The sequence below is a fragment of the Streptomyces sp. NPDC059679 genome, from assembly GCF_042734105.1.
Taxonomy (GTDB): Bacteria; Actinomycetota; Actinomycetes; order Streptomycetales; family Streptomycetaceae; genus Streptomyces.
Map to the genome: position 1 here is coordinate 1 of NZ_JBHWES010000117.1, position 23,476 is coordinate 23,476.

Consider the following 23,476-nt stretch of genomic DNA (forward strand, 5'->3'; position numbering starts at 1 on the left):
GGCTCTGGCGCCGCCCCCCCGCCCCCCCCCCGGCGTGTCGCCGTCCCATACTCACCGCAAACGCGCTCAGTCCGACTTGTGGGCGGCGCGCGAGCGGCCCGGCGCCGAGGTCGCCGCCTTGGTGACGTCCGCGACGACCTCGACCACGTCCGGGCCGTACGCCTGCGAGTTGACGACCTTCAGCAGCAGGCAGAAGGAGCCCTGCGCGCCGTACTTGCGCGCAAACCGGGCGCGGTTGCGTACGAGGTGGCGGATCGCGGCGCGGTGGGTGACCGGCCGCTGGCCCGCGGCCAGGAACACGGGACGGCCGCTCTCGCCCGCCGTGAGCCGGGCCAGCAGCACATACTCCACGGCGCCCGGCTCCGGGCGGTACTCGGTCCCGCCTATGGTGAACGAGCCGCGCTCCTGCGACTCGTCGCCCTGGTGGACCGCGACCCCAGGCAGCAGATTGCCCATATGGGCGGCGAGTCGGCGGTGCGCGGTCGGGTCGCCGACGCAGAACTCGGTGCGCGCCCCGAAGCCCTGGAGGCCGGTGTCATGCGGGGCCACCTCGGCGTGTGCGCCGCAGTTCTCCACGACGGCGGCGATCCCGAACAGCGCGAGCGCGTCATGGCGCGGGATGCTCCAGTGCGCGGAGGTGCTGTCCCGGTGTGTGACCAGCACGCACTCCGAGCCGTCCGGCAGCCCGAAGAACGCCTGCTCGCGGGCGCGCTTGCGGCGCGCATGGGCTGAGTGCACGGCCCAGCCGAGGGCCAGGCCCACGACCAGGGCCGCGCCGGAAGCGATGAGGTCCTGCACGGTGTCAGTCATGGCCGCGCATCGTAGCCGCGATGTGGGTGTTTGTTCGAGCCGCTGGGGGCTCTGCCTTCTGTGCGCCCCCTGTCGTTTCCGGGACGGTCACCGGTAGGCTCCGGCCCCTGCCGCTCGCTTGGAGGCCCGGATGGAGCACCCCGCAAGACCAGCCGCAACGTCCCCGACAACAGCCGTGCCAACAGCAACTTCCACTCCATTGCGCCGACTTCCGGCCCTCGCCGCGACGGCCGGTCTGGTCGTCGCCCTCGGCATCGCCCCGGCGGGCGCGCGAGGCGGCGCACCGGACGGAGCACAGGGCGGGGCGGCCCCGGCCGGCACACCCGCCAAGACCCCCGTGGCCGTCGGCTACGGCGGCGCGGTCTCCAGCGTGGACGCCGACGCCTCGGCGGCCGGTATCGAGGTGCTGCGGCGCGGCGGCAACGCGGTGGACGCGGCCGTGGCCACCGCGGCAGCGCTCGGCGTCACCGAGCCGTACTCGGCGGGCGTCGGCGGCGGCGGGTACTTCGTCTACTACAGCGCCAAGCAGCACAAAGTGTTCACCCTCGACGGGCGCGAGACCGCGCCGCGCAGCGCGGACGACAAGCTCTTCCTGGACAAGGACGGCAAGCCGATCCCGTTCGCCGACGCCGTCACCAGCGGACTGAGCATCGGCACCCCCGGCACCCCCGCCACCTGGGACAGAGCGCTGGACACCTGGGGCACCCGCTCGCTCGCGCAGGTGCTGAAGCCCGCTGAGCGCATCGCCCGCGACGGCTTCACCGTCGACACCACGTTCCGCCAGCAGACCGCCGACAACCAGGCCCGCTTCAAGGACTTCCCGGACACCGCCAAGCTGTTCCTGCCCGGCGGCCGGCTCCCGGTCGTCGGCTCCACCTTCACCAACCCCGACCTGGCCCGCACCTACGCGCTGCTCGCCAAGAAGGGCGTCGGCGCCGTCTACAAGGGCGAACTGGGCCGCGACATCGTCAAGACGGTGCGCAAGCCCCCCGTGGACCCCGCGGCGCAGCGCGTCGTACGGTCCGGCGATCTGACCGAGCGGGACCTCGCCGCGTACCAGGTCAAGCGCCAGGCACCGACCAAGACCTCGTACCGCGGCCTCGACGTGTACGGCATGGCCCCGTCCTCCTCCGGCGGCACCACGGTCGCCGAGGCGCTGAACATCCTGGAGAAGACCGACCTCGGCAAGCTCAGCGACCGCGACTATCTGCACCGCTACATCGAGGCCAGCCGGATAGCCTTCGCCGACCGGGGCCGCTGGGTCGGCGACCCAGCCTTCGAGGACGTGCCGACCAAGGGCCTCACCTCGCAGCGGTTCGCCGACTCCCGGGCCTGCCTGATCAAGGCCGACGCCGTACTGAGCAGCCCGCTCGCGCCCGGCGACCCCGCCCGGCCCACCGGCTGCGACAGCGGCGGGACCGCGGCCCCCACGACGTACGAGGGCGAGAACACCACGCACCTCACGGTCGCCGACAAGTGGGGCAACGTCGTCGCCTACACCTTGACGATTGAGCAGACCGGCGGCAGCGGCATCACCGTGCCCGGCCGCGGCTTCCTGCTCAACAACGAGCTCACCGACTTCTCCTTCGCCCCCGCCAACCCCGCCGTCCACGACCCGAACCTGCCCGGCCCCGGCAAGCGTCCGCGCTCGTCCATGTCGCCGACGATCGTCACGGACAAGGGCCGCCCGGTGCTCGCGCTCGGCTCGCCCGGCGGCGCCACCATCATCACCACCGTGCTGCAGACCCTGCTCAATCACCTCGACCGCGGTATGCCCCTGGTCGACGCGATCGCCGCACCCCGCGCCAGCCAGCGCAACGCCGCACAGACCGAACTGGAGCCGGGGCTGTGGAACAGCCCGCTGCGCGGACAGCTCACGACGCTCGGCCACTCCTTCAAACAGAATCCCGAGATCGGGGCGGCGACGGGCGTACAGCGGCTGTCCGGCGGGCGCTGGCTCGCGGCGGCGGAGACCGTACGGCGCGGCGGCGGCTCGGCGATGGTGGTCAGCCCGGACAAGTGACGGGACCGTCGGGAACTGTCGTCGCTGGTGGACCTCGGCCGACCGGTGTGTGCGGAGTCGGAAAAACTCCCGTAGCACGTTCGTAACCGTCCCCGTAACACAGAGGGTGTCGAATGCGTCCCCACTGGAGGGGGATTCGTCCATGGGGACGCGGACGGGGACACGGGGAGAGGGATGACCATGGCTGGCGGTCAACTCCCGGCCGAGGTTGAGGAGTTCGCACGCTACCTGCGTGCGCTGACGAGGCGTCTGGACGCGGAGCAGGGCTGGTACGGAGTCTTCGCGCAGCGCGATCCGGAAGGCATGCGCGCATGCCTCGACGGCCGGGAGGTGCCGCCCTGGGACGTGGTCCAGGCCCTGCTCCAGGACCTGTCCGCCCAGCGCGGCCCCGACGTGGCGCAGGAGGCCGCCACCCGCGCCGCCGCCCTCTACCGCGCCTCCGTCACCGCCTACGACACCACGGTCGGCGGCCGCACCGCCCTCCAGGGCCGGCTGGAGGCGATGCTCCGCGAGCAGCGGCACGCGGCCAAGCGCGAGCGCGAACTCCACGCCGCCGTACGCGACGCCACCGCCGAAGCCGACGCCGACGCGAGGGAACGCCTCTCGACGAACCTCGCCTGGGCCCGCGACGACTGGGAGCGAGCCACCGCCCGCTGCGAAGAACTACGCGCCCGCCTGACCGCCCTGGATGCCCTGCCCTCCCGAACCCCCGCCTCCCGCGGGGGTTCGCCGTCTGCGGGCGGGCGGGGTGGTCTGGCTGTGCCCGAGGGGTGGTTCCGGGATGAGGCGGGGGCCGCGGGGTCCGCGCATGCCGGCTCCGCGCACGGCGGGGCGGAGGGGCCGTCGGCCCAAGACGGCGGGTCGACGGGCGGGCCACGTACGGGCGCGGGGGCTGCAACTGCCCGGATGCGGCGACCTCGCGGTTCACGGTTCGCCTCGGCGTACGACGACACGGACGGCGAGGTGGACGGCGAGCAGCCGCCCGCCGAGCCCGGCTGGGCCGCGTGGCAGGACCACGATCAGAGGGCTGACGGCGGTCCGGGCGCCGGGGAGGCAGCGGCGGCCGGGGCCAGTGGCTCCGCGGTCGCGGCCGAGCGGCCGGGCGGTCCGGGGGCGGCTGCGGGGCCTGACGGGCCCGGCGCGGGCGTTGGTGGGGCAGCCGGGGCCGGGGCGGCCGGCGCTGGGCGGGGCGACTGGGCCGCCGGACCGGCTGGGTCCGGCTGGGCCCCACGCCCGGACGATGCCGGGCCGGCCGGCGGCGGCGCTGGGGCCGAGGCGGCCGACGGCGGCCCGGGAGGCGCGGCTGGGGGATGGGGCGTTCGCGGGGCCGGGCCGACCACCGGGCCCGTCGGCCCGGCGGGCGCGGCTGGGGGATCGGGCGTTCGCGGTGGTGCCGGGGGGCCGAGCGGCCCTGGCCGCGGTCTGGGCGCTGTTGCAGCGGACGCGTCCGGGCCTGCGCCGGCGGCGGGCGGCGGGCAGGGTGACTGGGCTGCGGGGCCCGGTGGCGGCGACGCCACCCGACCCGGTGTGGGCGGACCAGCTGTGGCGGCGGGCGGCGCCCCGCCCCCGCGCCCCCGGGCGCGTGGGGCGCGGTTCGCCGGGGTGGAGGAGTCCGCGCCCGTGGCGCGGCCGCGCGGGGCCCGGTTCGCGGGGGCCGCGCCGAGCGAGACCGTACAGGCGGCGACCGCGGCGACCGGCGAGGCCGAGGCGGAGTCGGGACACCCGGCCACGCCTCGGGGGGCGCGGTTCGCCGGGGTGGAGGAGTCCGCGCCCGTGGCGCGGTTCGGCGGGGCCGGGCCGGTCGGGGGCGCCGGGGCCGCCCCTGCGGAGGCCGTCGCGGCGCCCGGCGAGGCAGCGGCGGAACAACCAGAAACACCCCGGGGCGCGCGGTTCGCCGGGGCGTACGAGGGCGGTGGCGGGGAGGGGGCGAAGCGGCGGAGGCGGGACAGGGCGCAGGAGGAGGCCGAGCGGCGCGCGGCGCAGGAGGCGGCGCGGACCGCCGAGGCGCGGCGGGCCGCGGCCGGGGCCGTGGACCGGCTGGCGCGGCTGCGGGCGGACGGCCGGGGCGGGGAGGCGCATGTGCTGCTGTGCGAGGCCGCCGCCTGGCCCGCCCCCTGGCTCCCTTTGCTCGCCGCCGAACTGGAGCGCGCCGGGCTCGACGCGGACGTGGCCACCCTGCTGTGGGAGGTGGCTTGCCTCCCGCCCGCCGCGCTGGCGGCCGCCGCCGGGGCGCTGGTCGCCGCGGGCCGCGGCGAGGACGGCGGGCGGCTGCTGCGGCAGAGCGTCGCGCGCCCCGTCACCGACGTGGCCCAGACCGTGCTCGCGCTGCTGGCCTCGGGCAGCCGCGCGGAAGCGGCGTTTCTGCTGGAGGCGCTGGTGCGGGCGCGCAGACCCGACGAGGCCGCGCAGGCCGCGGCGAACGCCCCGGCCGAGCTGGTGCCGCTGCTGCTGGACGCCGCGAGCGGCGTGTCCTCCAGCAGTCACCACGATCTCGCGCACGCCCTGCGCGCCGCGGGCCTGCCGGGCGTGCCCGGCCTTGCCTGACCCTGAAGTGACCCGCCTTGCCTGACATAACACGAAACGTGAACGTCTTCGTTGAGTAACGGCCGCGGTATTGCCAGAGTGGTCAGTGCGCTTCTACGTTCTTTTCACAGCCGGAATCTACGTGCGTAGACGCCAGACGCCTGCGAAGGCAAAGGCGAAGGAGCTGACCATGGCCAACGTCGTACGTGCCGCGCTCGTCCAGTGCACCTGGACCGGCGATACCGAATCGATGATCGCGAAGCACGAGGAGTACGCCCGGCAGGCCGCCACCCAAGGCGCCAAGGTGATCGGCTTTCAGGAGGTGTTCAACGCCCCCTACTTCTGCCAGGTGCAGGAGGCGGAGCACTACCGCTGGGCGGAGCCGGTCCCGGACGGGCCGACGGTCCGGCGGATGCGGGAGCTGGCCCGGGAGACCGGCATGGTGATGGTGGTGCCGGTGTACGAGGTGGAGCAGTCCGGCTTCTACTACAACACCGCGGCGGTGATCGACGCGGACGGCAGCTTCCTCGGCAAGTACCGCAAGCACCACATCCCGCAGGTCAAGGGGTTCTGGGAGAAGTTCTACTTCAAACCGGGCAACCTGGGCTGGCCGGTGTTCGACACCGCGGTCGGCAAGGTCGGGGTGTACATCTGCTACGACCGCCACTTCCCCGAGGGGTGGCGCGAGCTCGGCCTGGCCGGCGCCCAGCTGGTCTACAACCCGTCCGCGACCTCGCGCGGACTCTCGGCGTATCTGTGGCAGCTGGAGCAGCCCGCGGCCGCGGTCGCCAATGAGTACTTCATCGCCGCGATCAACCGCGTCGGCGTCGAGGAGTACGGCGACAACGACTTCTACGGCACCAGCTACTTCGTGGACCCGCGCGGCCAGCTCGTCGGCGAGGCCGCCGACGACAAGACGGAGGAGCTGGTCGTCCGGGACCTGGACTTCGGCCTGATCGACGAGGTCCGCCAGCAGTGGGCGTTCTACCGGGATCGACGGCCGGACGCGTACGAGGGGCTGGTGAAACCGTGAACGTCGGACGCGCGGCCGCCGGGCCGCAGAAAGGCACGATGCCCGCACCTCTGCGCCGCGCGGCCGACCGTGACATTTGCCGCTGCCGCGGCGGGGTGAACAAGGAGGCACCGTGAGCAGCGAGCTCCACGACCGCCACAAGGCCGTTCTGCCCGACTGGATCGCCCTCTACTACGAGCGGCCGATCGAGCTCACGCACGGCGAGGGCCGCCATGTCTGGGACGCCGATGGCAACCGCTACCTCGACTTCTTCGGCGGCATCCTCACCACCATGACCGCCCACGCCCTCCCCGAGGTCACCAAGGCGGTCAGCGAGCAGGCGGCGCGGATCCTGCACAGCTCCACGCTCTATCTCGACCGCCCCATGGTGGAGCTGGCCGAGCGCGTCGCCGAGCTGTCCGGCATCCCCGACCCGCGCGTCTTCTTCACCACCTCCGGCACCGAGGCCAATGACACGGCCCTGCTCCTGGCCACCACGTACCGGCGCTCCAACCAGATCCTGGCGATGCGCAACAGCTACCACGGCCGGTCCTTCTCGACCGTCGGCATCACCGGCAACCGCTCTTGGTCGCCGACGAGCCTGTCGCCGCTTCAGACGCTGTACGTACACGGCGGGATGCGCGGCCGCGGCCCGTACGCCGGGCTGTCGGACGCCGAGTTCATCAAGGCGTGCGTCGCCGATCTGGAGGATGTGCTGGGCCAGGCGTACGGCCAGGTCGCGGCGCTGATCGCGGAGCCCGTGCAGGGAGTCGGCGGGTTCACCTCACCGCCGGACGGGCTGTTCGCCGCCTTCCGGGAGGTCCTGGACCGGCACGGGATCCTGTGGATCAGCGACGAGGTGCAGACCGGCTGGGGGCGGACCGGCGACCACTTCTGGGGCTGGCAGGCACACGCCGCCTCCGGCCCGCCCGACGTCCTCACCTTCGCCAAGGGCATCGGCAACGGCATGTCCATCGGCGGCGTCGTCGCCCGCGCCGAGGTCATGAACTGTCTGGGCGCCAACTCCATCTCCACCTTCGGCGGCAGCCCGATCACCATGGCCGCCGGTCTCGCCAACCTCACCCACCTCCTCGAACACGACCTCCAGGGCAATGCGTGCCGCGTGGGCGGGGTGCTCATGGACCGGCTGCGCACCGCCGCCGCCGGGCTCGACGTCGTACGCGAGGTGCGCGGCCGGGGGCTGATGATCGGCATCGAGCTGGTGGAGCCGGGCAGCGACCGGCCCTCGCCCGACGCGGCCTCGGCCGTCATGGAGGCCGCGCGCGAGGGCGGGCTGCTGCTCGGCAAGGGCGGCGGCCACAACAGCAGCGTGCTGCGTATCGCCCCGCCGCTGAGCCTGACCGCCGCCGAGGCCGAGGAGGGCGCGGAGATCCTGGCGACGGCGCTCCGCGCGGCGCAGGCCATGGCGGACGGTTCGGAGGAAGTGGCCGGCGACGTCGGAAGGAGCGCACTATGACGTCCCGTACCGTGATCCGCGGCGGCCTCGTCATCACCGCGGCCGAGGAGACCCGGGCCGATGTCCTCGTCGAGGACGGCCATATCGCCGCCCTCGCCGCGCCCGACAGCGCGTACGCCCAGGGCTGGACGGCCGACCGGACGATCGACGCCACCGACAAGTACGTCATCCCGGGCGGGGTCGACGCGCACACCCACATAGAGATGCCCTTCGGCGGCACGTTCGCCTCCGACACCTTCGAGACCGGCACCCGCGCCGCGGCCTGGGGCGGGACGACGACCATCGTGGACTTCGCGGTCCAGTCCATGGGCCATTCGCTGCGCGAGGGGCTTGACGCCTGGCATGCGAAGGCGGCGGGCCTGTGCGCGATCGACTACTCCTTCCACATGATCCTCGCCGACGTCAACGAGGGCACGCTCAGGGAGATGGACCTCCTCGTCGATGAGGGCATCACGTCCTTCAAGCTCTTCATGGCCTACCCGGGCGTCTTCTACAGCGACGACGGAAAGATCCTGCGGGCCATGCAGCGCGGCGCCGCCAACGGCGGGCTGATGCTGATGCACGCCGAGAACGGCCTCGCCATCGACGTCCTGATCGAGCAGGCGCTCGCCGAGGGCAAGACCGACCCGCGCTACCACGGCGAGGTCCGCAAGTCGCTGCTGGAGGCGGAGGCAACCCACCGCGCGATCCAGCTGGCCCGGGTGGCCGGTGCCCCGCTGTACGTCGTGCATGTCTCGGCCGCGGAGGCCGTCGCGGAGCTGGCGCAGGCCCGCGACAAGGGGCTCCCGGTCTTCGGCGAGACCTGCCCCCAGTACCTCTTCCTGTCCACCGACAACCTCGCCGAGCCGGGCTTCGAGGGCGCCAAGTACGTCTGCTCCACGCCGCTGCGGCCGCGCGAGCACCAGGCCGCGCTGTGGCGGGGCTTGCGCACCAACGACCTGCAGATCGTCTCCACCGACCACTGCCCCTTCTGCTTCGTGGGCCAGAAGGAGATGGGCCGCGGCGACTTCTCCAAGATCCCCAACGGGCTGCCGGGCGTGGAGAACCGGATGGATCTCCTCCATCAGGCGGTCGTCGACGGACATATCTCGCGCCGCCGCTGGATCGAGATCGCCTGCGCCACCCCGGCCCGGATGTTCGGCCTCTACCCGAAGAAGGGCACCATCGCGCCCGGGACGGACGCCGACCTCGTCATCTACGACCCACGGGCCGAGCAGACGCTGTCCGCCGAGACCCACCACATGAACGTCGACTACTCGGCGTACGAGGGGAAGCGGATCACCGGGCAGGTGGAGACCGTGCTGTCGCGCGGCGAAACCGTCATCGACCGGCGGCAGTACACGGGGCGCGCAGGGCATGGGCAGTTCATCGCGCGCGACACCTGCCAATACCTGGACTAGCTGGGAGCGAGTATGGACTTCGGACTCGTCCTGCAGACCGATCCGCCGGCGGCGGGGGTGGTCGAACTGATGCGGCGCGCGGAGGGCGCGGGCTTCACACACGGCTGGACGTTCGACTCGGCCGTGCTGTGGCAGGAGCCGTTCGTCATCTACAGCCGCATCCTGGAACACACCGAGCGGCTGATCGTCGGCCCCATGGTCACCAATCCGTCCACCCGCACCTGGGAGGTCACCGCCTCCACCTTCGCCACGCTCAACGAGATGTACGGCAACCGCACCGTATGCGGCATCGGCCGCGGCGACTCCGCGATGCGCGTGGCGGGCCGCAAACCCAACACCCTCGCCCGCCTCGGCCAGGCCATCGACGCCATCCGCGATCTGGCCGAGGGGCGGGAGGCGGTCGTCGACGGCACCCCCGTGCACATCCCCTGGGTCGAGAACGGCAGACTGCCCGTCTGGATGGCCGCCTACGGCCCCAAGGCGCTCGCCCTCACCGGCCGCAAGGCCGACGGCTTCATCCTGCAACTCGCCGACCTTTATCTGACGGAGTGGATGGTCAAGGCGGTACGGACCGCCGCGGCTGAGGCCGGGCGCGATCCGGCCGCGCTCACCATCTGCGTCGCGGCCCCCGCGTACGTCGGGGACGACCTCGACTACGCCCGCGAGCAGTGCCGCTGGTTCGGCGGCATGGTCGGCAACCACGTCGCCGACCTGGTGCGCCGCTACGGCGAGCGCTCCGACGCCGTCCCCGAGGCCCTGACCGCGTACATCAAGGGCCGCGCCGGCTACGACTACGCCCACCACGGCCGCACCGGACACCCCAGCACGGGCTTCGTCCCCGACGAGATCGTCGACCACTTCTGCCTGCTCGGCCCCGTCGAGGCCCATATCGAGAAGCTGCGGGGGCTGCGCGCGCTGGGGGTCGACCAGTTCGCGATCTACGCCATGCACGACGCGAAGGAGGCGACCATCGACGCGTACGGCGAACGCGTCATCCCGGCGCTGACCGACTGAGAGGGGTTCCATGACCGCCAGCGCACCGCCACCGCCGCCACCGCCGCCCCCGTCCCTCGCCGGATCCGCCCAGACCACGCACCCGGACGGCCGCGTCGAGCTCCCCGTGGGCGCGGCCGCTCCCACCGGGCGGTACGCCAATGAGGACCTGCTTCCCTTACCCGTCGCCCGGCGGACCTGGAACACGTACAACTTCGCCGCCCTCTGGGTCGGCATGGCCCACAACGCGGCGACCTGGACGCTCGCCTCCGGCCTCATCCAGCTCGGCATGGACTGGAAGCAGGCGGTGCTGACCATCGCCGTGGCCAATGTGATCGTGCTGGTGCCGATGCTGCTCACCGGCCACGCCGGCCCGCGCTACGGCATCCCGTTCCCCGTCTTCGCCCGCGCCTCCTTCGGGGTCCGGGGTGCCAACTTCCCCGCGCTGATCCGCGCGGCCGTCGCGTGCGCGTGGTTCGGGATCCAGACGTGGATCGGCGGGGCCGCCATCTTCCTCCTGGCGGGGAAGGTGCTCGGCGACTGGTGGACCGGCGCGGCTTCCTTCGGTGGCTATCCCTGGACGCATTGGCTGTCGTTCGCGCTGTTCTGGGTCCTCCAGATCGCCATCATCGTGCGCGGTATGGAGACCCTGCGGCGCTTCGAGAACTGGGCGGCCCCGTTCGTCATCGTCGGCGCGGTCGCCCTGCTGATCTGGATCTCCAACAAGGCCGGGGGCTTCGGCCCGCTGCTGGACCAGCCCTCCGAGCTCGGCTGGGACGGCGACTTCTGGTCGGTGTTCTTTCCCGCCTTGATGCCGATGATCGGTTTCTGGTCGACCTTGTCGCTCAACATCCCCGACTTCACCCGCTACGGGGCCAATCAGCGCTCCCAGCTCCGGGGCCAGTCGCTGGGCCTGCCCACCACGATGACGCTCTTCACCCTGCTCTCGGTCCTGGTGACGTCCGGTACGCAGGCGGTCTACGGCGCGCCCATCTGGCAGCCCGAGCAGGTGGCGGCCAAAATCGACAACTGGGCGGGCGTGCTGTTCGCCCTGATCACGATCCTGGTCGCCACCGTGTCCGTGAACATCGCGGCCAATGTCGTCTCACCCGCCTTCGACCTGTCCCATATGGCACCCGGAAAGATCACCTTCCGGGTGGGCGCGGTGATCGCCGCGGTCGTCGGGGTCGTGATCTTCCCCTGGAAGCTGTACTCCAGCCCCGATGTCTACATCTTCACCTGGCTCGATACGGTCGGCGCCCTCCTCGGCACCGTCGCGGGCATCCTGATCGCCGACTACTGGATCATCCGCCGCGCCTTCCTCCACCTGCCCGACCTCTACCGTGAGGGCGGCCGCTACTGGTACTCCGGCGGCTGGAACTGGCGGGCGCTCGCCGCCTTCGCGGCGGGCGGGGTGCTGGCGATCGGCGGCGCGCACACCGACCCCGGAACGGCGGGCCCGTTCCCGGAGGACGGGCTGATCCCGTTCCTCAAACCGCTGGGCGACTACGGCTGGGCGGTCGGGCTCGGGACCTCGCTCGTCCTCTACACGCTGCTGATGCTGGGACGCCGGGAAACGACTCCCAGGCCGTAATCCTCGGATCTTTTCCGGTAAGCTTCTTGACCCTTCGCCCGGTGGCACCCATCATCTTCCGCCATGAAGCGACGACAAGCACTCGCATTGCTCGGAGGTCTTGGCTTAGCCGGACCACTCGCCACCCTCGCGCCCTCCGGCCGCGCATCGGCCGCCGAACTGCCGGAGGGCGTCTACTTCCAGAACCGCGGCAGCGTGGAGGGCTGGGACTACAGCTACACCCAGAAGCAGGGGTCGATCAGCACCATCGACACCCCGACCTACAAGGGCGCGCACTCACTGGAGGCGACCCAGACCTACGTCAACGAAACCGGGGGCTACCACTCCGAAGTCCTCCAGCGGGGCGCGCAGAGCGTCGGCCAGGACCGCTACTACGGCCAGGCCATCCGCCTCGCGCCCGACTGGCGGTTCCACAACCAGAACGTCACCTTCCAGCAGTGGTCCCCCGAGGACCCGGAGGGCCCCTGGCTGCTGATGTTCGTCCAAGGGGACGAGATCCGTTACGGCGGCCGCGCGGTCTCCGGGACCGTCGGCAAGATCACCGACCTGAGGGGCACATGGATCAGGCTGGTCGTACGGCTCAGGCTGGCCGGCGACGGCCAGGGCGCGTACGAGGTGTGGCTCAACGGACGCAAGACCGTGAACTCGACGGGCATCACCCTGCTGCCGTCCACCTCGCAGACCATCCGCTGGTCCAGCGGCATCTACTGCACGGCCTGGCGGGACGGCACGCCCGCGGGCGCGTCCACGCTGACGATCCTCCACGACCAGCACCGCATCGCCGCGTCGTACGCGTTGGCGGAGCCGGCCAACTGGACCTGACGCGCCCCTATTGCCACAGGCCGCCGTCACGGCACCCGCGTGGTCCACTCCCACGAGCCGAACTTCGCCTCCGCCAGCCGCTGCGCCTGTGCCGCCTCCTCCTCGGTCACCTTGCCGTCCGCGAGCCCGTACCGCTCGCGGAAGGAGGCGATCATCCGGTCGATGACGGCGGCGCGCGCCAGTCCGGTCTGCCGGCGCAGCGGGTCCACGCGCTTCTTGGCGCTCCTGGTGCCCTTGTCGGACAGCTTCTCCCGGCCGATGCGCAGCACCTCGACCATCTTGTCCGCGTCGATGTCGTACGACATCGTCACGTGATGCAGCACCGCCCCGGCCCCGGACACCACCCGCTTCTGCGCGGCGCCGCCGATCTTCCCGGCGTCGGTCGCGATGTCGTTGAGCGGCTGGTACCACGCCGCGATGCCCATATCGCCGAGCGCGCCCAGCACCCAGTCGTCGAGGTACGCGTACGAATCGGCGAAGGACAGACCGGACACCAGCGACTCCGGCACATACAGCGAGTACGTGATGGTGTTCCCGGGCTCCACGAACATCGCCCCACCACCGCTGATCCGCCGTACCACCTCGACGCCATGCCGCTCGGCGCCCTCGGGGTCCACCTCGTTGCGCAGCGACTGGAAACTGCCGATGATCACGGCCGGCGAGGCCCACTCCCACACCCGCAACGTCGGCGGCCGCCGCCCCAGCGCGACCTCCTCGGTCAGCACCTCGTCCAGCGCCATATGCAGGGCGGGCGGCTGCGGACCCTCGTGGATCAGCTGCCAGTCGTAATCCGTCCAGTCGGTGGCATGCGCCAGCGCCCGTCGCACCGCGACACCCACGGCATCCGCCGTGAACCCGAACATGACCGCGCCCTCCGGCAACGCCGCCTCGACCCGGCCCGCGAGCCCGCGCGCATCGGTGTCGGCGGGCGCGCCCTCCAGCGCGCGGTTGATGGCGAGCAGCGCCTCGTCGGGCTCCAGGAAGAAGTCCCCGGCGACTCGCACGTCGCGCAGGACACCTTGCTCGACATCCAGATCCACGACGACCAGCTTGCCGCCGGGCACCTTGTACTCGCCATGCACGGCTTCGTTTCCTTCCAGTGGGCGTGTGTCCTGAGTCTGTTGCTCCGACATCCGGGCAGATGAGCATATCTTTCGGATTTCATCTTCATGCTTGCCCGCTTGCGGGAGGACCGTCGCCTACTGGTAGGCCGGGGCGTCCTGCTGTGTCGGGTCGCCGGCAGGGGCGGCGGATGGGCGCGATGCCTGGCGGAGGAGGAGGGCGACGACCACTGCCGCCACTGCGAGGCATACGCTGCCGCAGCGCAGTGCGAGATGCAGGCCATCGACGAAGGCGTCGTTCACGGCGTTGTGGACAGGTGTCGACAGGTCCGCGGTCCCGGCTGATCCCGTGGTGGTGACCGAGTTCGCGATGCTGTCGTGCGATTCCGGTGGGACGCCGAGCCGATCGAGCGATTCGGTCAAGGTGGCGGTCAGCCGGCTGGTGAGGATGGCTCCCAGAACCGCGACGCCGATGACTCCACCGGTCTCGCGCAGGGTGTTGATGGTCGCGGAGGCCATGCCGGCCCGGGCCATCGGGACGCGCTGCATGACGATGATGGACGACGGTGTGAAGGTCATCCCCATGCCGAGTCCCATAATGATCAGTACCCACAGGTACTGCGGGTAGTGCGCGTGCCCACCGTAGAGGGAGAGGCCGCCGAGAGCTACGGCGCACAGGCTCAGGCCGGTCACCACGGGGAGGCGGGGGCCGTAGCGCGTGGCGAGTGTGCTGCTCAGCGGCGCGGCGATGATGACCATAGCGGTCATGGGCAGTCCGGCCAGCCCGGCATGTGACGGCGACCAGCCCATCACGTCCTGCATGAGCAATGGCAGGAAGAACGTCGCGCCGAACATGGCGAAGCTGATCATGAATCCGCTTCCCGCGGCTCCGCAGATCACGGCATCCCGGAAGAAGCGCAGGTCGAGCATGGGATCGGTGGTACGCAGCTCGACCACGAGGAAGGCCAGAAGGGCAACCGCCGCAGTCGCTGCGAAGGTCAGGACGCGGTTGTCGCCCCAACCGCGGGCCGGCCCTTCGACCAGCGTGTAGACCAGGGCGCCGAAGCCCACAGCGGAGAGCAGCTGGCCGGGAAGGTCCACTCGCCTGGCCCACGTGGGGGACTCGGGAAGCACCCGGATGGCGAGCAGGAGCGCCGCCGCTCCGATCGGGACGTTGATCCAGAACACGCTGGCCCATCCGAACTGGTCCACCATCGGCCCACCCACGACCGGGCCGATCGCCAGGCCCAGTGCGGAGACGGAGGACCAGAGCCCGATGGCCCGGGCTCGTTCCTTGTCGTCGGTGAAGGCGTGCCGCAGGATCGACAGGCTGCCTGGCGTGAGCAGTGCCGCGCCCAGTCCTTGCACCATCCGTGCGGAGACCAGCATGCCGGTCGACCCGGAGAGTGCTGCCGCCGCCGATCCCCCGGTGAAGAGAACGAGTCCGATGAGGAAGATCCGTTTACGGCCGAACCGGTCGCCGAGCGTGCCGCCGGTGAGGAGGAACGCGGCATAGACCAGGCTGTAGCCCTCCACCACCCACTGCAGCCCGCTGACGCCGCTGTGGAGTTGCTGCCCGATGCGCGGCAGGGCGTTGTTGACGATGACATTGTCCAGCATCGCCATGAACATGGTGGCGCATAGCACGGCAAGTACGAGCCACTGGCGCCGGCGGGTCAACTCCGTCATCGCGCTCCCTGACAGTGTTAGTTGGGTACTCGGCGCGGCCAGCATGCCCCTAACGGTGTTAGGTTGCAACCCGGTCTTGTCTTGACGGAGGTAGCCGGTGGGAATGGCAGCGGACAGTGTGGCCGAGGGCTCCGCACCGTCAGGAGTGAGCCGTCAGACGCTCGCGGAGGCGGCCCTGCGGGTGCTGGAACGTGAAGGCTTCGGCGGGCTGTCGATGCGAAAAGTCGCCGCCGAACTGGGCGTCAAGGCGGCATCGCTGTACTGGCACGTCCGCGGCAAGGAGCAACTGCTGGACCTGCTCACGGACGCACTCATGGCGGATGCCGAACTGCCGCCGAGACGGGGCGACTGGCGGCAGCAGCTCCGGGAGTACTCGCTGCGCTACCGAAGGCACCTGCTCGCGAAGCGGGACGCCGCCAGGGTCGTCGCCGGGCGCCTGGCGCTCGGCCCGCATCTGCTGCGCCTCATGGAGGATCAGCTGGACCGGCTGCGGGAAGCCGGATTCTCCAATGCCGATGCCGCTCTCGCCAGTTACCTGCTCGGTGTCTACGTGCAGGGCTTCGTGCTTCAGGAGCAGGTGCCCCTCTCCGGCGAGACGGAAGGGGCCAGCCGTTCCGAGGCCGCCCGAGCGGCGTCCGACCGGCTGCGCGCGCTGCCGGAAGCGACTTTCCCCAACCTCGTCACCCTGGCCGACGACCTCGCCGGCCCGTCCATGGAAGAACGCTTCGTCTTCGGCCTCGAGCGTCTCCTCGACGGGCTGGCGGCCCTGCTGGGCGAGACCCCGGCACCATCCACGGCGGAAACCGCCTCCCGCGAATCTCGACAGGAAGTTGCCAGGCCGGGGAGGTGACATGCCGTGGGTAATTTTTCCACCGTCGAGGGCCCATTGCGCACTTGATCTGCTTGACAGCCGCTGGAGGCGTGGATAAGAGTCCTGGTGCTGAAGATGTAACACCATTAACACCAGCATTTTTTTTCTCAGAATTGACGGGGGATCAATGTCGCTATGGCTGGATCCCGTTCCGAGACCGACCGTCCCCAGGCCGGATCGGGACAATGGGGGGCGAATTCAAGGCCACACGCCTGCTCGCCCGCGATTCGCCCGAAGGAGCGTTACATTGGCAAGCGAACCAGTCGATGCCGGATGGCGCGTTGCTCTGGTTATCAAGGATGCAATTCACCGCTACGGCATCGAGGGCATGCTCCGCGCCACTGCCCTGACCGCGTCCTCGCGCCATCTCGGCTTCGGAGAGGAGGACATCCGCGGCTGTGACGGGAAAGGGCTGGACATCCTCCTCGCGGCAGCGGCCGATCTGGAAGCCGAGCACATCCGGGGCGCAGTCCGTGAATTATGCGGTCGGGGGCCTGCCTTGCTGCTGCTGCTCGACGGGCCGGACGCACTCGACGCCCCCTGGATCGCGACGTGTGGCGCGAAGGGCTTCCTCGACTGGTCGGCGTTGGAGCCGCGCGCTCTCGCGGACGCGGTGTCGGACGTCATGGCAGGCAAGTTCTATGTGTCCGCCGGCCTGGCCCAGCGGCTCGTCACCCGTGCCGGTCAGGTGTCCACGAGTGGTCCCTCGCAGCGGATCCCGGCCGGTGCGGCGCTGACCCCGCGTGAACTTCAGGTGCTGCGGCTGATCGCGGATGGCCTGAGCAACAAGCAGGTCTCCCGGCGGCTGCTGATCTCTGAACACGGAGTGAAGCGACTGGTGGGGAGCATCCTGGCCAAGTTGAACTGCCCCAACCGGACGCTCGCGGTGGTGAGGGCGAAGGACAACGGCCTTCTGGTGGCCTGAACGAACCAGGACGAGGGCGGGGTGGGACGGTTCTCCCCGTCCCGCCCCGTCCTTGGTCCCGAAGTCCATGGGGACGGGTATGCCCGCTCAGCCGGTCAGTTCGGCCCGGAGGGCCCGCTTGAGGACCTTGCCGCTGGGACCGAGCGGAAGGGCGTCCACGAACTCGACCCTGCGCGGGTACTTGTACGCGGCAAGCCGCTCGCGGCTCCAGCTGACGATCTCCGCACCCAGTTCGGGCCCTGGCCGGGCACCCGGCCGCACCTGCACGACCGCGCAGATCTCCTCGCCGTACGTGCTGTGCGGCAGGCCGATGACGGAGACCTGGGCGATGGCCGGATGGTGCACCAGGACCTCCTCGACCTCGCGAGGATAGACGTTGTACCCGTTGCGCAGGACCATGTCCTTCTTCCGGTCCACGATGGACAGATAGCCGTCCTTGTCCTTCATCCCCAGGTCGCCGGACCGGAACCAGCCGTCCACCAGCACCTCGGCGGTGGCTTCAGGACGGTTGAGGTATCCGGCCATCACGTTGTGCCCGCGAATGACGATCTCCCCGATCTCCTCCGCCGGCAGCAGTTCGATCCGGTCCTCCAGGCCGGCCCGGGCGATCTCGGCCTCGACCCCCCAGACAGGGCGCCCCACGGTGCCCGGCCGGCACGGCCAGGCACGCTGGTTGTACGCGACGACGGGCGACGTCTCGGTGAGGCCGTACCCCTCGTAGATCCGGCAGCCGAACACCTCCTCGAACCTCTCCAGCACGGGTACCGGGAGCGCCGCCCCGCCGCTGAAGACACGATCCAGGGGCGGCCTGCGCGACTCCTGAGCCGCCGCGTCCAGAAGCGCGATGCACATCGACGGCACCGCCATCAAGACGGTGCAACCGCGCTCCGCCATGATCTCCAGGGCGCGTGCCGCGTCGAAGCGGTCCATCAGCACCATCGTGGCGCCGGCCCGGAAGCAGGTGGCCATGCCGCAGATCTGCCCGAAGGTGTGGAACAACGGCAGGCATCCCAGCAGGATGTCGTCGGCCCGGAAGTCGAACGGGGATTCCATACCGATGGTCACGTTCATCGTGACGTTCAGGTGCGTCAGCATCGCGCCCTTGGGGTGGCCGGTGGTCCCGGAGGTGTACAGCACCAGCGCGAGGTCGCCGGGTTCGCGGGGCAGCAGGCGGTCGACGGGCTCGGCCCGCTCGGCGAGCGCGTCCAGGCTGGTACCGCGGGGCTCGCCCGTCGCTCGCACGGTCATCAGGCGTACCCCGGCCGCCGTGGCCGCGGGCCGCCCCTCCGGCAGCAGCGTTCCGTCACAGATGACGGCGACGCAGTCGGCGTCCCGCAGCACGTACTCGACCTCGTGCGCCTTGAGGAGCGTGTTCACCGGCACCACTGTGGCGCCGAGTGCCAGGACGCCGAAGTAGGCGAGGGGGAACTCGACTTGGTTGCTGAGCAGCAGCGCCACCCGGTCCCCGGGCCCGACACCCGTATCGGCCAGCACCGCGGCGTACTGCCGCGTCCGCCGCCACAGGGCCCGATAGCTGTACGTCTCCCCGCCGATGATGATCGCCGGGTGGTCCGGACGCCGGGCCGCGGACTCCGCCAGCACCGAGGCCAGGGACAAGGCCACGGAAGACTCCTCTCGTCGAACGCCAACCCCGCGGGAATGATCAGCGGTGGACCGTGGCCGTGTCCCGAGGGAGGCCCAGCTCCTCCCAAATGCCGTCGACAGCCTCGGTGAACTTCTCGACATCGGTCGCGGTGTGGGTGGCGGAGGGGGCGACTCGGAGAATCTCCTCGCCGGCCCGCACGCTGGGCGCGTTGATCGCCTGGACGTAGACGCCGTGCCGCTCCAGCAACAGCGAGGAGGCCTCCTGGCAGAGCCTCTCGTCCCGGACGAGGATCGAGACGATGTGCGACTGCGACGAGATGAAGGGTATGCGTCGCTCGCTCAGCAACTGGTGCAGCAGTTGGGCGTTGCTCCGCAGCCGCTCGCGCTCGGCGTCGCTGGACCGCAGATGCTGCACCGCGGCGAGCGCGCCCGCGGCCATGGCGGGCGGCATCGACGTGGTGAAGATGAAGGGCCGCGAAAGGCTGCGGACAGCCTCCACCAGTACGGCCGGGCCGGCGATGTAGCCGCCCGCGGTGCCATAGCCCTTCGCCAGGGTACCCATGACGACGGTGAAGCGGTCGGCGATGCCTTCACGCGCGGCGATGCCGGCACCCTCGGGCCCGTACATGCCCACCGCGTGCACCTCGTCGATGAACGTGACGGCTCCGTAGCGCTCAGCCAGGTCGGCGATCTCCGCGAGCGGCGCCACATCACCGGACATGGAATAGACCGACTCCGCGACGATCAGCTTCGGACGGTCCGGTTCGGCGGAGGCGAGCAGCTCTTCGAGGTGCGCCGTGTCGTTGTGACGGAAGATCATCTTCTGGGCACCGCTGTGCCGCAGGCCGTCGATGATCGAGGCGTGGTTCAGCTCGTCCGAGAAGACCAGGGTCCCGGGCATACGGCCGGCCAGGACGCTCAGCGCACCGTCGTTCGCCGTGTATCCCGAGCTGAAGACCAGTGCCGCCTCCTTGCCGTGGAGCGCCGCCAGCTCGCTCTCCAGCAGGCTGTGGTAGGGGTTGGTCCCACCGATGTTCCGGGATCCACCGGAGCCGGCGCCGAACGCGTCGACCGCGTTCTTCATGGCCGCGAGCACCGAGGGGTTCTGGCCCATACCGAGATAGTCGTTGCTGCACCAGACGCTGATCTCCTGGTCCGGTCTGCCAGTGCTGATCCGGGCCAGCGCACTGGGGAAGCGTCCGGCACGCCGGCCGATCTCCAGGAAGGCACGTTTGCTGTCGGCGAGCTTGTCCAACTCCAGGGCGAAGAAGTCCAGGTACTGGGTCATCGTCGTCAACTCGCTCTCTGCCGGGCCTGACGCCCGGTCGGCGCCTTGGCCGGCCAGGGCAAATGAGGGGGGCGTTCAGCCGATCGGGTAAAGCCGGCGGAGCAAGTGCTTGTCCACCTTGCCGGAGAAGCCGAGCGGCAGTTCGTCGAGGAAGTGGATCTCCTCGGGGGCGTGTACGGGGGAGAGCACCTCGCTGATGCGCGCGCGGATGTCACCGGAGCTGAGCTGGGCCCCGGGCTTCACCACGACCGCGGCGTGCACGTGCTCCAGGTTCTCGAGGTCCCGGACGCCGTACACCGCGACGTTCGTGACACCCGGCAGGTTCGCGATCTCCCGCTCCACGACAGCCGGGTGGACCTTGACGCCATCGGTCTTCACTGTGTCGGCGACCCGGTCGACCAACGAAAGGTAACCCTGGTCGTCGAGGCGCCCGATGTCTCCGGTGCGGTACCACCCGTCGCGCAGCGCCTGTGCGGTGAGCGCGGGGTCGTTCAGATAGCAGTCCATAAGGTTCGCCGAGCGCAGCCATACTTCGCCGGTCTCGCCGACCGGCAGTTCCGCACCCGAGACCTCGTCGCAGATCTTGAGTCCGATCCCCGGGAAGGGGCGGCCCACCGTCGATCGCAATCGGGGGTCGTCATGGTCCCCGGGGAGCAGGATGGTGGCCCCGGCCGATTCGGAACTGCCATACAGCTGTACGAGAGTGGGGCCGAACACCCGCGTCGCTTCCTCGAGCTTCGCGGGCGAGGCCGCGACGCCGGTGTAGATCAGCGCCCGCAGCGAGGCCAGATCGGTCCGCTCTGCCCGCGCGGCTTCCAGGGCCTGGTACAGCTGCGGGGTGGCCATGAACGTCAGGGTGATCGAGTGCTCGGCGATGGCACGCACCACCTGTACCGCGTCGAAGTCCTCGTGCAGGACGACGGTCCCGCCCGCGGTGAGCACCGCGTCGGCGATCTGTCCCGCGACGAAGCTCAGTGGGGTCGCGGCCAGCAGGCACGCATCCGGGTCGGCGGGCAAGCCGCGCACCCTCGCCTCCACGACCCCCGCCGAGACACAGATGCCCTTGGGCTTCCCCGTGCTGCCGCTGGTGTAGCTGATCAACGCGAGCTGCCGAGGGTCGCGGGGCGGCAGCTCACCGAGATCCGGGACGACGCCGGCGGCGGCCGTGACGCCGGCTGCCGGCTCGGCATCGGCCTCCGCGACCACGAACCGGCCCGGCGCGCGTGCCGACAGCTCCCGCGCCCGGCCGATGTTCTCCGCATCGGTGACAAGGACCTGGGCGGAGGAGTCGAGAAGGATCCGCAGTTGCTCATCAGGGGCCAACTCACGTGCGGTTGAGGCCGGATTGGTCCCCCGCACATAGGTGACGGCCCCACCGAGCAGGTGTGTCGCGTACCGGACCGTGAGCATGTCCGGACTGTTCGGCGCCACCAGCACGGCGACCGTGCTACCAGGGCCGATTCCGAGCTTGCGCAGATTCCGGACCGAGTCGGCGACACATCCGGCGACCTCACCCGCCTGGATCGCCCGGCCACGCCAGTGCACGGCGACCCGCTCCGGGTCGGAGCTGAGCGCGGTCAGGATGTCCAAGGCGTAGCAGTCGTCCGCGGGGGGTTGGCCCATTGAGCCGCCCGTCTCCGTCATGTGGGTCTCCACTACCTGTCGATGAGCCGTTCGGAACGCTGCTGTGCCCCTGCGTCGATCTGCCTCAGCCTCTCCCAAGCCGGACGCGGCAAGCATGTGCGAACGATGTGCCCGAATGGTTTACGGTCCCGCCCCGATCGACCGCCCCGATCAGGTACCCCACCTCTGACCTGCGCTCTTGAGCGAGAAACCCTCTGCCATACCCGTCCTCGATCTGGTTAGATGATCCGCGCCTACCGCTTCCCCCGGGTGACACACCCGTCGAGGGAAGGACTTGGTGACATCCCTATCGCCGCACCGGCTCGGCCCTGGCTGTCCGGTACCCACCGGCAACCGGAAGCGCCCGCCCGGCCGAGGTCTCCGGATCGACTGATCGCACCGGCTGCCGTCGCCATGCTGAGCGCTGTTCCCGTCGTATCCAACAACACATCTGGAGCCCGTATATGGAAGCCGAGCGCTGCCCCTTCCGGATCGATCCCGGCGGGAGCGACATCCACGGTGAGAACCGTCTCCTCTACCGCGATGGGCCAGTGGCCAAGGTGGAGCTGCCCGGTGGTGTGGAGGCGTGGGCGGTAGGCAGCCAGCAGCTGGTCAAGCAGCTCTTGGGCGACCCCAGGGTCTCCAGGAGTGCCCGGCAGCACTGGGACGCCTTCATGCGCGGCGAGATCCCGCCCGACTGGTCGCTGATGGTCTGGGTGGCTGCCGAGAACATGTTCACCGCCTACGGCTCCGAGCACCGGCGGCTTCGGCGGCTGGCGTCCGGCGCCTTCACCGCGCGGCGCATCGAGGCGCTGCGGCCGCAGGTCGAGGCCGTCGTCACCGGGCTGCTGGACGAGCTGGCGACCGCCCCGGAGGGCATCGCCACCGACCTGCGCGAGGGCTACGCCTACGCTGTCCCCATCCAGGTGATCGGCACCCTGCTCGGCGTCCCCGAGGAGCGGATGCCGGACCTGCGCACCTGTGTGAAGGCGATCTTCAACACCACCATCTCGCCGGAGGACGCACGGGCCAACGGTGAGCGGTTCTACGGGCTGCTCGTCGAACTGGCGGTGCTCAAGCACAAGGAGCCGGGTGACGACCTGACCAGTGCGCTGATCGCGGTCCGGGACGACGAGGACGGCAGCGCGCTCACCCAGGAGGAAGTGGTCGAGACGCTCATGGCGCTGATCAGCGCCGGTCTCGAGACCACCGTCAACCTGCTGGACAACTCCATTCATCTGCTCCTCACCCACCCCGACCAGCTGGCGCTGGTCCGCTCCGGACATGCCTCGTGGAGCGATGTGGTCGAGGAGTCGCTGCGGCTCCAGGCCCCGGTGGCGAACGTCCCGCTGCGCTTCGCGGTGGAGGACATACAGGCCGGCGACGTGCTGATCCGCAAGGGCGAGGCGATCTTGGTCGGCTACGCCGCGGCCGGACGCGACGAGGCGGTGCACGGCGACACCGCGGCACAGTTCGACGTCACCCGGGCCAACAAGGAACATGTGTCCTTCGGCTATGGCGTGAAGTTCTGCCTGGGTGCCGCTCTGGCCCGGCTGGAGGCATCGACGGCGCTGCCCGCGCTCTTCGAGCGGTTCCCGCAGATGGCGCTGGAGGGCAACGAACTGACACCACTGGCCTCGTTCATCACCAACGGGCACCGGACTCTGCCGGTGGTTCTCCGGCCCGCGGCGGGCTGACCGGCGGGCAACGGCGAAGGCGGACGGCGGAAGCGGCCGGGACACACTCGAAGGAGTGTGTGC

At 70.6% G+C, this 23,476-nt stretch carries 17 protein-coding genes; 11 read left to right on the top strand and 6 right to left on the bottom strand.

The window, feature by feature from the left end; translation table 11 throughout:
- Window positions 1-66 precede the first annotated feature (66 nt).
- Window positions 67-810, bottom strand: coding sequence for a hypothetical protein (locus ACFV2X_RS53150; RefSeq protein ID WP_385630982.1), 744 nt, complete (start codon window positions 808-810; stop codon window positions 67-69).
- A 130-nt stretch (window positions 811-940) separates the two neighbouring features.
- Here ACFV2X_RS53150 and ggt point away from each other — a divergent pair, with 130 nt between their 5' ends.
- The 8 genes from ggt to ACFV2X_RS53190 all read left to right on the top strand — a co-directional run bounded on the left by ggt (window position 941) and on the right by ACFV2X_RS53190 (window position 12,654).
- Window positions 941-2,833, top strand: a complete 1,893-nt coding sequence (ggt, locus tag ACFV2X_RS53155; RefSeq protein ID WP_385630985.1) for a gamma-glutamyltransferase — start codon at window positions 941-943, stop codon at window positions 2,831-2,833.
- A gap of 180 nt (window positions 2,834-3,013) precedes the next feature.
- Window positions 3,014-5,377, top strand: coding sequence for a hypothetical protein (locus ACFV2X_RS53160; RefSeq protein ID WP_385630987.1), 2,364 nt, complete (start codon window positions 3,014-3,016; stop codon window positions 5,375-5,377).
- Between the two features lie 169 nt (window positions 5,378-5,546).
- Entirely contained in the window at window positions 5,547-6,389 is an 843-nt protein-coding gene (locus ACFV2X_RS53165) for a nitrilase-related carbon-nitrogen hydrolase (protein ID WP_385630990.1), read from the top strand.
- A 112-nt stretch (window positions 6,390-6,501) separates the two neighbouring features.
- The gene (locus ACFV2X_RS53170) at window positions 6,502-7,845 is read left to right on the top strand and encodes an aspartate aminotransferase family protein (protein ID WP_385630993.1); all 1,344 of its coding nucleotides are present in this window, start codon (window positions 6,502-6,504) and stop codon (window positions 7,843-7,845) included.
- The gene (hydA, locus tag ACFV2X_RS53175; RefSeq protein WP_385630994.1) at window positions 7,842-9,245 is read left to right on the top strand and encodes a dihydropyrimidinase; all 1,404 of its coding nucleotides are present in this window, start codon (window positions 7,842-7,844) and stop codon (window positions 9,243-9,245) included. Before ACFV2X_RS53170 ends, hydA begins: the two co-directional genes overlap by 4 nt.
- Window positions 9,246-9,257: 12 nt before the next feature.
- Entirely contained in the window at window positions 9,258-10,259 is a 1,002-nt protein-coding gene (locus tag ACFV2X_RS53180; RefSeq protein ID WP_385630997.1) for a TIGR03842 family LLM class F420-dependent oxidoreductase, read from the top strand.
- Between the two features lie 10 nt (window positions 10,260-10,269).
- Window positions 10,270-11,832 carry an NCS1 family nucleobase:cation symporter-1 gene (locus tag ACFV2X_RS53185; RefSeq protein ID WP_385630999.1) on the top strand — a complete coding sequence of 521 codons (1,563 nt, stop codon included), beginning with the start codon at window positions 10,270-10,272 and terminating at the stop codon, window positions 11,830-11,832.
- A gap of 63 nt (window positions 11,833-11,895) precedes the next feature.
- A complete protein-coding gene (locus ACFV2X_RS53190) occupies window positions 11,896-12,654 on the top strand; it encodes a polysaccharide lyase (protein ID WP_385631001.1) in 759 nt (252 codons plus the stop codon).
- Between the two features lie 26 nt (window positions 12,655-12,680).
- On the opposite strand, the gene ACFV2X_RS53195 is transcribed toward ACFV2X_RS53190, so the two are convergent.
- Entirely contained in the window at window positions 12,681-13,736 is a 1,056-nt protein-coding gene (locus tag ACFV2X_RS53195) for a lipoate--protein ligase family protein (protein ID WP_385631003.1), read from the bottom strand.
- A 117-nt stretch (window positions 13,737-13,853) separates the two neighbouring features.
- A complete protein-coding gene (locus ACFV2X_RS53200) occupies window positions 13,854-15,449 on the bottom strand; it encodes an MFS transporter (RefSeq protein WP_385631005.1) in 1,596 nt (531 codons plus the stop codon).
- Window positions 15,450-15,507: 58 nt separating this feature from the next.
- Between ACFV2X_RS53200 and ACFV2X_RS53205 the strand changes: the two genes are divergently transcribed.
- Together ACFV2X_RS53205 and ACFV2X_RS53210 are read left to right on the top strand one after the other, a co-directional pair.
- Window positions 15,508-16,254, top strand: coding sequence for a TetR/AcrR family transcriptional regulator C-terminal domain-containing protein (locus tag ACFV2X_RS53205; protein WP_385631007.1), 747 nt, complete (start codon window positions 15,508-15,510; stop codon window positions 16,252-16,254).
- A 268-nt stretch (window positions 16,255-16,522) separates the two neighbouring features.
- Window positions 16,523-17,200 carry a response regulator transcription factor gene (locus tag ACFV2X_RS53210; RefSeq protein ID WP_385631010.1) on the top strand — a complete coding sequence of 226 codons (678 nt, stop codon included), beginning with the start codon at window positions 16,523-16,525 and terminating at the stop codon, window positions 17,198-17,200.
- 87 nt (window positions 17,201-17,287) lie between these two features.
- On the opposite strand, the gene ACFV2X_RS53215 is transcribed toward ACFV2X_RS53210, so the two are convergent.
- The 3 genes from ACFV2X_RS53215 to ACFV2X_RS53225 form a co-directional block, all read right to left on the bottom strand.
- Window positions 17,288-18,823, bottom strand: coding sequence for a long-chain fatty acid--CoA ligase (locus tag ACFV2X_RS53215; RefSeq protein WP_385631011.1), 1,536 nt, complete (start codon window positions 18,821-18,823; stop codon window positions 17,288-17,290).
- A 40-nt stretch (window positions 18,824-18,863) separates the two neighbouring features.
- Window positions 18,864-20,093: a 5-aminolevulinate synthase gene (hemA, locus tag ACFV2X_RS53220; RefSeq protein ID WP_385631013.1), complete on the bottom strand. Its 1,230-nt coding sequence runs from the start codon at window positions 20,091-20,093 to the stop codon at window positions 18,864-18,866.
- 75 nt (window positions 20,094-20,168) lie between these two features.
- Entirely contained in the window at window positions 20,169-21,737 is a 1,569-nt protein-coding gene (locus ACFV2X_RS53225) for a class I adenylate-forming enzyme family protein (RefSeq protein ID WP_385631015.1), read from the bottom strand.
- Between the two features lie 443 nt (window positions 21,738-22,180).
- Between ACFV2X_RS53225 and ACFV2X_RS53230 the strand changes: the two genes are divergently transcribed.
- A complete protein-coding gene (locus ACFV2X_RS53230; protein ID WP_385631017.1) occupies window positions 22,181-23,413 on the top strand; it encodes a cytochrome P450 in 1,233 nt (410 codons plus the stop codon).
- Window positions 23,414-23,476: the final 63 nt, after the last annotated feature.

Bases quoted from the DNA above. Each gene is read 5' to 3' on its own strand.
- ACFV2X_RS53200 (WP_385631005.1), bottom strand. From the start codon at position 15,449: ATGCTGGCCGCGCCGAGTACCCAACTAACACTGTCAGGGAGCGCGATG.
- ggt (WP_385630985.1), top strand. From the start codon at position 941: ATGGAGCACCCCGCAAGACCAGCCGCAACGTCCCCGACAACAGCCGTG.
- hemA (WP_385631013.1), bottom strand. From the start codon at position 20,093: ATGACCCAGTACCTGGACTTCTTCGCCCTGGAGTTGGACAAGCTCGCC.
- hydA (WP_385630994.1), top strand. From the start codon at position 7,842: ATGACGTCCCGTACCGTGATCCGCGGCGGCCTCGTCATCACCGCGGCC.
- ACFV2X_RS53190 (WP_385631001.1), top strand. From the start codon at position 11,896: ATGAAGCGACGACAAGCACTCGCATTGCTCGGAGGTCTTGGCTTAGCC.
- ACFV2X_RS53160 (WP_385630987.1), top strand. From the start codon at position 3,014: ATGGCTGGCGGTCAACTCCCGGCCGAGGTTGAGGAGTTCGCACGCTAC.
- ACFV2X_RS53225 (WP_385631015.1), bottom strand. From the start codon at position 21,737: ATGACGGAGACGGGCGGCTCAATGGGCCAACCCCCCGCGGACGACTGC.
- ACFV2X_RS53230 (WP_385631017.1), top strand. From the start codon at position 22,181: ATGGAAGCCGAGCGCTGCCCCTTCCGGATCGATCCCGGCGGGAGCGAC.
- ACFV2X_RS53165 (WP_385630990.1), top strand. From the start codon at position 5,547: ATGGCCAACGTCGTACGTGCCGCGCTCGTCCAGTGCACCTGGACCGGC.
- ACFV2X_RS53185 (WP_385630999.1), top strand. From the start codon at position 10,270: ATGACCGCCAGCGCACCGCCACCGCCGCCACCGCCGCCCCCGTCCCTC.
- ACFV2X_RS53180 (WP_385630997.1), top strand. From the start codon at position 9,258: ATGGACTTCGGACTCGTCCTGCAGACCGATCCGCCGGCGGCGGGGGTG.
- ACFV2X_RS53150 (WP_385630982.1), bottom strand. From the start codon at position 810: ATGACTGACACCGTGCAGGACCTCATCGCTTCCGGCGCGGCCCTGGTC.
- ACFV2X_RS53205 (WP_385631007.1), top strand. From the start codon at position 15,508: ATGGCAGCGGACAGTGTGGCCGAGGGCTCCGCACCGTCAGGAGTGAGC.